This is a genomic window from Bartonella sp. AA168HLJHH (assembly GCF_042197365.1).
In the GTDB taxonomy this organism is placed as follows: Bacteria; Pseudomonadota; Alphaproteobacteria; order Rhizobiales; family Rhizobiaceae; genus Bartonella.
The window spans coordinates 1-8,102 of sequence record NZ_JBHIRS010000028.1 but is presented as its reverse complement, the minus strand read 5'-3'; the positions used below and the strand labels follow the sequence as shown (position 1 = coordinate 8,102).

Annotated in this window: 6 protein-coding genes and 1 pseudogene; 3 read left to right on the top strand and 4 right to left on the bottom strand. The window is 34.0% G+C overall.

From position 1 onward, the window contains the following. From ACFINM_RS08895 to ACFINM_RS08885, 3 genes and pseudogenes are all read left to right on the top strand, one after another. On the top strand, positions 1-502 hold a 502-nt coding region (locus ACFINM_RS08895), incomplete at its 5' end, for a tyrosine-type recombinase/integrase (RefSeq protein ID WP_375641123.1). Positions 503-709: 207 nt separating this feature from the next. Next, on the top strand, positions 710-910 hold the full coding sequence (locus ACFINM_RS08890; protein WP_011180791.1) for an AlpA family transcriptional regulator: 201 nt from the start codon (positions 710-712) through the stop codon (positions 908-910). A 98-nt stretch (positions 911-1,008) separates the two neighbouring features. Next, positions 1,009-1,620 (top strand): annotated as a pseudogene (locus ACFINM_RS08885) (virulence-associated protein E); the annotation flags it as partial. A gap of 1,092 nt (positions 1,621-2,712) precedes the next feature. Here the strand turns inward: ACFINM_RS08885 and ACFINM_RS08880 are convergent. The 4 genes from ACFINM_RS08880 to ACFINM_RS08865 all read right to left on the bottom strand — a co-directional run bounded on the left by ACFINM_RS08880 (position 2,713) and on the right by ACFINM_RS08865 (position 7,035). Beyond that, positions 2,713-3,675, bottom strand: a complete 963-nt coding sequence (locus tag ACFINM_RS08880; RefSeq protein ID WP_375641122.1) for a hypothetical protein — start codon at positions 3,673-3,675, stop codon at positions 2,713-2,715. Beyond that, positions 3,644-4,258, bottom strand: coding sequence for a hypothetical protein (locus ACFINM_RS08875; RefSeq protein WP_375613858.1), 615 nt, complete (start codon positions 4,256-4,258; stop codon positions 3,644-3,646). Before ACFINM_RS08875 ends, ACFINM_RS08880 begins: the two co-directional genes overlap by 32 nt. Further along, entirely contained in the window at positions 4,248-6,032 is a 1,785-nt protein-coding gene (locus ACFINM_RS08870) for an MFS transporter (RefSeq protein WP_375612536.1), read from the bottom strand. The genes ACFINM_RS08875 and ACFINM_RS08870 overlap by 11 nt, the downstream gene beginning before the upstream one ends. A gap of 160 nt (positions 6,033-6,192) precedes the next feature. After that, a complete protein-coding gene (locus ACFINM_RS08865; protein WP_375641121.1) occupies positions 6,193-7,035 on the bottom strand; it encodes a radical SAM protein in 843 nt (280 codons plus the stop codon). Positions 7,036-8,102 lie beyond the last annotated feature (1,067 nt).

Genomic DNA, 8,102 nt, shown 5'->3' with positions numbered 1-8,102 from the left:
CCAAACAACAAACCCCACACAACTGGCTTTGCGTTTGCTTATCCTTACAGGGGTTCGTACCAATCCCTTGCGTCATATTCGTGAAGATCAGATTGATGGGGATATATGGACTATTCCTGCTGAAAATATGAAAGGAAAGCGCGATGCTACAACAGAATTTCGCGTCCCCTTATCATCAGAGGCAATGAAAGTGATAGAACAAGCCCGTTGTATCTCTAAAAGTAATTTCATCTTTTCTTTTTCTAGTCGGGCTCCTATTTCACCTATGGTTATGTCAAAGTATATGAGAGACAATAACCTTGAAGCCTGCCCCCATGGTTTTCGTTCTAGTTTACGCAATTGGCTTGCTGAAACAACCGATGCTCCCTATGAAGTCGCTGAAACTATTCTAAGTCATACAGTCGGAGGACAAGTAGAGCGTGCTTATCGTCGTACGGACTATCTAGAACAGCGCCGTGTTTATATGGATAAATGGGCGGCTTATGTCACGGGTCAATCTTAAGATATGGGGTGCATAACCCCATGATCTGTGGATAACTTTCTCTCTCTTCTCTCTCATTCTCTCTCAATAAGACTCATAAATTATCACATCAGAAATTATATGATAAAATATTGTTTTCTATGAATAAAACATCTTTCTAAATGAACCAAAATGTGGTTAATAAATAGTTATGATTTGTTACCATTTTTTGATAGAAAGGATTTTAGTATGACAGAAAATGATATTCTTTTGACAGACCGTGAAAGTGCAAAATTGCTTCATATGAGTGTATCAACATTCCGCCGTCATGTAACCAATGGCTCTCTCCCAAAACCTTTAAAATTTGGTTTTTTGTCCCGTTGGTTACAATCGGATCTTATCAATGTCATCGAGCAAGCAAAACAGCAACGTCAAAGTGACGCGGCATAAAAAAAACCTTGTCACGTAAGGACGGACAAGGCTTTCTCAAACTCATCACCCTAGAGATAGCACAATCCGTCCTGTGACGCAACGTTATAGGATTTACAATGATGTGTTCTTTTAAGAATGCGCAAGGTATCACACGTGCCTTGCGCGGGGTTTGGCATGGGCGTTATGGAACAGCCCGTTGCCCTGCTCATGATGATAGGCTGCCTAGCTTATCCCTTGCCAATGGACATGATGGGCGTCTTTTACTCTATTGTTATGCTGGCTGCTCTTTTAGAGAGATCATACAAGCGCTTATTAGAATTGGCTTGCTTGGAAAACAAGCCTTTTTTGATAAAGCTTATGATCAGACGCTTTCTTTCTCAAAACAGTTTTGTGCTGATCTCAAACAAGCAAAAAGGAAAGCAGAGAGAGCAAAAGTAATTTGGCAACAAAGCAAACCAATCAAAAATACTTTAGCAGAAATCTATTTACGCATGCGTGGGATCACGTGTGACTTATCTCCTTATTTACGCTTTTACGACAAATGTCCACACCCCTCTGGGGTTACACTGCCCGCGTTGGTTGCTCTTGTTAAGGGGGCTGGTTCCTTTGCCATTCATAGAACCTTTTTAAAAGACAATGGCTGCAAAACAGATCAGAAACCAGCAAAAGCCATGTTGGGATCTGTAACAGGTGGTGGGGTGCATTTAAGCCAAGCCAATCCAAAACATAAGGAATTATTTAACAAACTTTAGAGCTTTTATGCTGTTACAACTATCTTCGTGAAATTTATGAAGACAAAACCCAAAAGGCGGTCGGCCTACAAAACGCTATGAATAGCTCACCTTGGTGAAAAATCATAGGACCACACAATAGAGAAATCTCTTTTGAGAGTTTTTCAAGCCAATCGCTCAAAGCTCTTTTTAGTGATATTCTCTTCATTGCTCTTTTTTCAAAGAAAATGATCAGAGTTCTTCTTACAAAGAGTTTTGTTGCTTTTGGAAAGTTATTCCAATGTTTATGTTATTTTTTAAATAATAAAAAATAAAAAACATTATATTTTAATATTTTTGTTTAGGATCTTGAGCTACTCTATGGAAATTTCTATGTTTGTAAAAAATCCAAACGTGCAACAGCATGGTAAAATATATTTTTATGACGTTGGTGATGATCTCAAGAGAAAAGAAAAAAAACTTACGATAATAGGAGTCATTTGGGAGTATTGATGGTATTACGTGAATATCAGCTACAATATCATCTGGATTTATATTACTCGTAATTGGCATTTTGGATGCATGGCTCATTTGTTCTGCGAACTATTGGACTTGAATGTTTAATCTATAAAGCCCAGTATTGATGATATTAGAATAAAAGCCATCTTGATTTGTAAGTTTAATCGAATGCAAATTGAGAACATTCGATATAATAACAAGCGGATGCTTCTTAGCTAGCCCCTTTTAAGTAAGATAATAAGTCCACCTGCCATAGTGTTTTGATTGGGGTTGAGCTCAGCTTTATAATAAACATCAAGCTTAAAAATACCGTTCGCTTATTTTGAGTTATATCAAACTGAAATACCTATAATTCTTTCTCATCAAAAATCTTGAATAAAAAAAGGCAAGTTGCTGCTTAAATTACTGCTAATATCAAAAAAATCAAAGCCAATTTTGCCACCATCTTTGACACTTTTAGTATATAAGATCCCGATACATGAGACAAGCACCATATCGTTCTTCCATCGGTATGTCCTATATCTATTCACGAAACATAGCTGCTTCAGAGTGGGAAATACTATATATTTGTAGCAATTTCTTTTAATTGATTCATATCAAAATACAAATCCGATACCTTTTGGCAAAATTTATCAAGATAAATAAACAATTCATCAGAGAGAGAGATATCTTTTTTTCTCGAATTCTCATTAAATCCTCAGTTTTATTATTTAACGGATGCGCTTCAAAATTACTTGCACGATTTTCTGCTAATTTGGTAGGCATATAATGATTTATGATGTTACAAAAACTACAATCTAAAGGGCCTGAAACATTACTTCCAACCATACCAACGTAGTTATTTTTATTCTCAAAACACTTATATAATTCTTTAATATTACTTGCAAATGGCTTATAGACAAAAGCATTATAGCCATATTCGTGAATTTTTTCATAACCACATTTCACGAATGTCTCATCAGCGATATTTAAGAAACCCAAATCTGGAATTTTTGAAGGAAATTTCACAGGCTGTTCTATTCCAAACAAATTATTCTTATCTATCCTATCAATAAAATAATTCCACTGCTCAAAATTAATACTTACATTGAAATCAATAATAAATTTTACATTTTTGTTTTCATTAACAATTGCAATTGTATCATCCAAATACTGATTCGATGATTTCAATTTTATCAAATCGTAATTACGTATCTCATCATCAATAATTGCACCTATTCCTATCGTTTTAATAGATTTCATTAATCCAGAATTAATAATTTTAGCCATTTCAACTTTTTTTAAAAAATCTTCCAACCCAAAGAAATAGCTTAAAGAATTTACAAAGTGTTTACTTTTATTTATTGATCGTTCATTTATAGGTTTTATAAAATCGTCCGGCATTTCTCCGTGACTAGGTGATAATGGCAACTCCATAGCAAAGGGCGAAATAACTTTATCCTGAGCAGTAAATAAAATTATCAGTTCTGTTTTTTCAACTAATACACCAGAAGAACTGTGAAAAGAATCCGATAGTTTATATTTATTGGTGTAAACTCTGATGCGTATATCCATATTTTATCTCACAGCCAGAAAAAAAATCCCGTATCATATTTAACTGAAATCTATTCTCATACTTTTTTCTATTTTCAAAATTAACTAAAATGAACTCGGGAGTAGCGATACGTATTAGAGCTAACACTTCTGCCAAATCGAATCTCTCCGATAAAGTAATCGTCACACTATATGGTACGCTATCTTTTTTCATACATTCTATGTTACGCACCCACGTTTGTTTATATTTTTTACTGTCTAGATTTCTTATCTCTGAAATAACATCTGTGCCTATTTGTATCCCTAAAAAGAACGGATTACTCTTTAATAGCTTCAAATATGGTTGAATATAGATGTGCCCCCCTGTTGCAATCCGAAAATATTTTTTGCAAATGAGACACATACAAGTATATTTATGAAGTAAATCATAATCGAGCTCAAAAGGCTCTCCACCAGAAAGAATAATAAAATCAGATTTTATGTCATTTATTGTATATAAAGATTCAGGTAACGCGTCATCTCTCACCATATATTCCATCGAATACGGACAATGATTGCAGCCCGCACTGCAATTTTCATTACAAATTACAATATTATCGCCCATGAAATTTCTTATTCAAGTTCATATAATCCAATACTAATTGTTTCATGAAAATATTTTGGTATAGAGAAAGATCAGAAATTTTTTTAGCCACAAACGCTTTTATCATTGGTAAAGCTTCATCCTTTGATATAGACAGCAAATGAGAAATATAGTCTATCCGTTCTTCTAAATTGAGAGATAATCTTGGACTGGTGAAAAATGTTAAGATATCCAATTCCGGACTGGCTTCTTGACATAAATCCCAATCCACTACCATAAAAGAACTATCAGAAGTAACAATGATATTATCAGGATGTAAATCTCCATGTGATAAGATTATATTCTTGCTTAATCGATCTTGAAAGATCTTATTGATTTGATCAATAATCGCCTTTTGATGTAGCAAATCCATTTGGCTCAATACAGTACCCCGGATAAACTCCCATTCGACTATTTCATCGCAAAGTGTTATCAAATTTGGTGCAGGATAGAGACTTTGTCGAAAAGAGCCATCCTTGATGTTTTCATTAATGCACGATGCTTCCGGATAAATTTGCCCATAGCAAAACTCTTGATGCTTGCGTTTCAAGAAATGTTGTTTTGACGATTGTGCATTTTCAGGCTGTAACCAAATGATTTCTTGTTTTCTGACAAAAATAATTAAAGCAGACACCCCAAAAATCACAGCCATAATCACTGCCAACCACAAATTAGCTTGCCAGAATGTTGAAAAAACATGACCGTATAAAAAACTGAATGCAAAGGATACAACAGCTGTAATAATGGCTGTAAATGATAAAACAGTCGCGATAGCTTTGGGATCAATCAGTGAATTTATAAGAAGAGACGACAGATAAGATCGATAAGCAGATTTAAAAACACATAGCAGTAAAAATCCTAATATAAGAGCCGCAATGATTTGAAATGACATGAGAAAAAAAGCAATGGTTACCATACAACCAATCATTAAGACGGGAAAAATAGGATTTTGAAACTTTGAAAAATACTTCTGAAACAATATATTGGAACTTGCTGAAAAAAAATTCCCAATGATAAAAATAATCGAAACCAAAATAGCAGGTTGAAATGGCAAAAAATCAGAAAATGCGATAGAAACAGTTCGATTATTAACCAAAATAGCAAAAGCTGAAACTGCACTTAAAAAAACAAGAGTGAAGCGATAAGGGTTTTTGACTTCTTTACGGCTGGCGCACATAACTGTGAAAATACTCGGATGAGCGTTGATATGAAAACTATCTAATCCCTTCGTCAGTTTTGAAAACATAAAAATAGCAAAAATTAATGAAAGGATTTGAAAAATTACAGGCAATGCAGGATGCACATAATAAAGTATTCCCCCTAAAAAAATAAGTACCGTTGTCACACTATAGGTAACAGCAGCCACTTCGGACTTAACGGAAAACAGTGTGCGATGCTTTGGTACTACAGAAAAGAGTAAACTATCTTCCGCACCTGAGAAACAAGCGGCCGCTAATGTGATACACAACAAATAAGTGGCGTAAGCAAAATATGCATAATTCATAAAAAGAGCTAAAAAACCGCAAAGAAAGAAAAACAGCCCAGTATAAATAACGCGCTTACTTCCATAAACATCTGATAATAAACCCAAGGGGACTTCTAAGATCAAAGGAAGCAATAAAAAATAACTACCGATTAAAACAATATCCGCTTGCGACAAATGCAATTTTTCCGACAAAAAAAGTGGTAAAACAGCAACCACTAGAGCAGTAGACTTGCTAACGCTATAAATCTTAAATTGCTTAACCTTATCCACAAAATACCTTCCCACGACATCCGCTACATGCGCCAGATTCTTTCAAAGATTTTAAAACGCTTTGAGCAGACCAATCTATTGCCTCATAATTTTGTAGATTCCCAAAAGCTTCTGAATAAAAGCAATGTTTTAAATCTCCATTATAGTCCAATACCAAGGATCAAAATGGAAATAAACACATTAACGGCGACGAAACGTACGCAGAATTTTCGCCTAAGTAATAATTAATACAATTTACAAAATTTTGTGACGTCCATGAGATTTTCCTTTCTTGGAACTTTTTATCTATATAAATCTGGAGGGGGGATTCTTTCCTTGATAATTCATCTCTCAAATGAAAAAGTGAAGCGTTTGGCGGAAGAGTTTTGTTTCTTAAAGCCTTAGATCGATCCTTTGTATTATTTTTTCTAGAAAAACTAAATGACAACGTATCGAGCGGGCTGAATCCGATATAATCGACATCTTTGCTTATACAAAAATCGATAAAATTAATAATATTTTCTAGAATCTCTTTGGTAACTGTCGCTCTTATTCCTATACTTTGCAGAGGTTGAAGATTCTTAACTGTTTCAATGTTTTTCCACACGCGATCAAATTTATTCGCCCCCCGTATATCATAATATCCTTGGACACTAGTCGAATCCATAGAAATAACAATTTCTTTTATGTCATACTGTGAAATCCATAAATTTTTATGCAATAAGATGCCATTAGTATTTAATTCAACGGGCAGACCTAGTTCATTCAACGTTAATAAAATATCTTTAAGCTTCGGATGCATTAAAGGTTCTCCCCCAGAAAGCATCACTGAGGCAGCTCCTTTTTCTTTCAACATTCTAAATAAGGGTATTAAACTTTCTGGAGTATGCCAATTTTTTTCCTTAATCTTCCAGCAATCGCACATGATACAAGGGCTATTGCAATTCTGGATAATATGTATAATAGGTGTTACAGGTACCCATAATTTTTTAAGATCAAAAATCGAATCTGACGCACTAATCAAGTTTTCCTTCTTTAAAAGAAAGCCATTCTTTTCTAGTTCTCTTAACAAGATTGAAAAATCTGATGCTAGAATCTCTGTCTCTACATTAAGCTTTGCCGCAACAGTTTCAATTTTCTGATTCTGTAAAAAACTGAATCAATTAAAATTATAACTGAATCATTAAGCACAATAGTCTAAAAATCATTTAATCTAGTTATGCTATTCTCGTCGAGATTAATACGAAACATTTCCCCTCCTAAATTGTTTATTAATAATACAATGGATAAGGGCGCTGCAGCGCTCTTATCCTGTTTTTTTATTTTTTTCTATCTCACACCAATGGTTTATAACAAGTTAAAGTTGCACTGTTCACAGTGCCAATCACCTGCGGTTTTTTATATGACATAATATCCCCCTCATATTGTTATTATGTACTTTATTTATATTCAAGACAATTAGTATTTTATAAAAAGTTTACAAATTTATAATTGTAAAGTCAATTTAACTGTATTGCGCAATATTCAGTTTGGAAAACAAATTAGCCTATACCGGTATAAATCGAAAAACTCTTGTGCTCAGCTAATTTCCATTTTAATTAGTAAGTTCATTCAAAAAGTATTATTCCTGATTTCAATGGCTATTTCACTTAAATCGCAATAAGAAATATGCAATGTTCTGCTTTATCAAGTAATTTTAAAAAGATTTTTTTGGGCTGAAATAAAGAATAGTTGTTGCGTAAATCAGCTTCTCAGAAGAAAAATTTTTCAATTATTTTTCTGTTTTAATTGTAATTTTGTGAAATACTACTTGCGGTGAAATTACTTTTAAAAGAGGTTCTACTCGACGCCAAAATACAAACTTTTATTTCTTATTAAAGATACAATCATATTGATTTATAATGATAATTTAGCACTATTCATATCGAATAAGAATCCCAAATAACGTAGGATTCTCTCATTTCAAATCTGCGTATGTTGAAATCAACTAAAACCACTTGCTTGCACGTCACAAGCCGGCTTGCTTCTCCATAAGCGTAAAGATGGTGGTGCTCAATGGCTTTATCGTTATACCATTCATGGTCGGCGCCG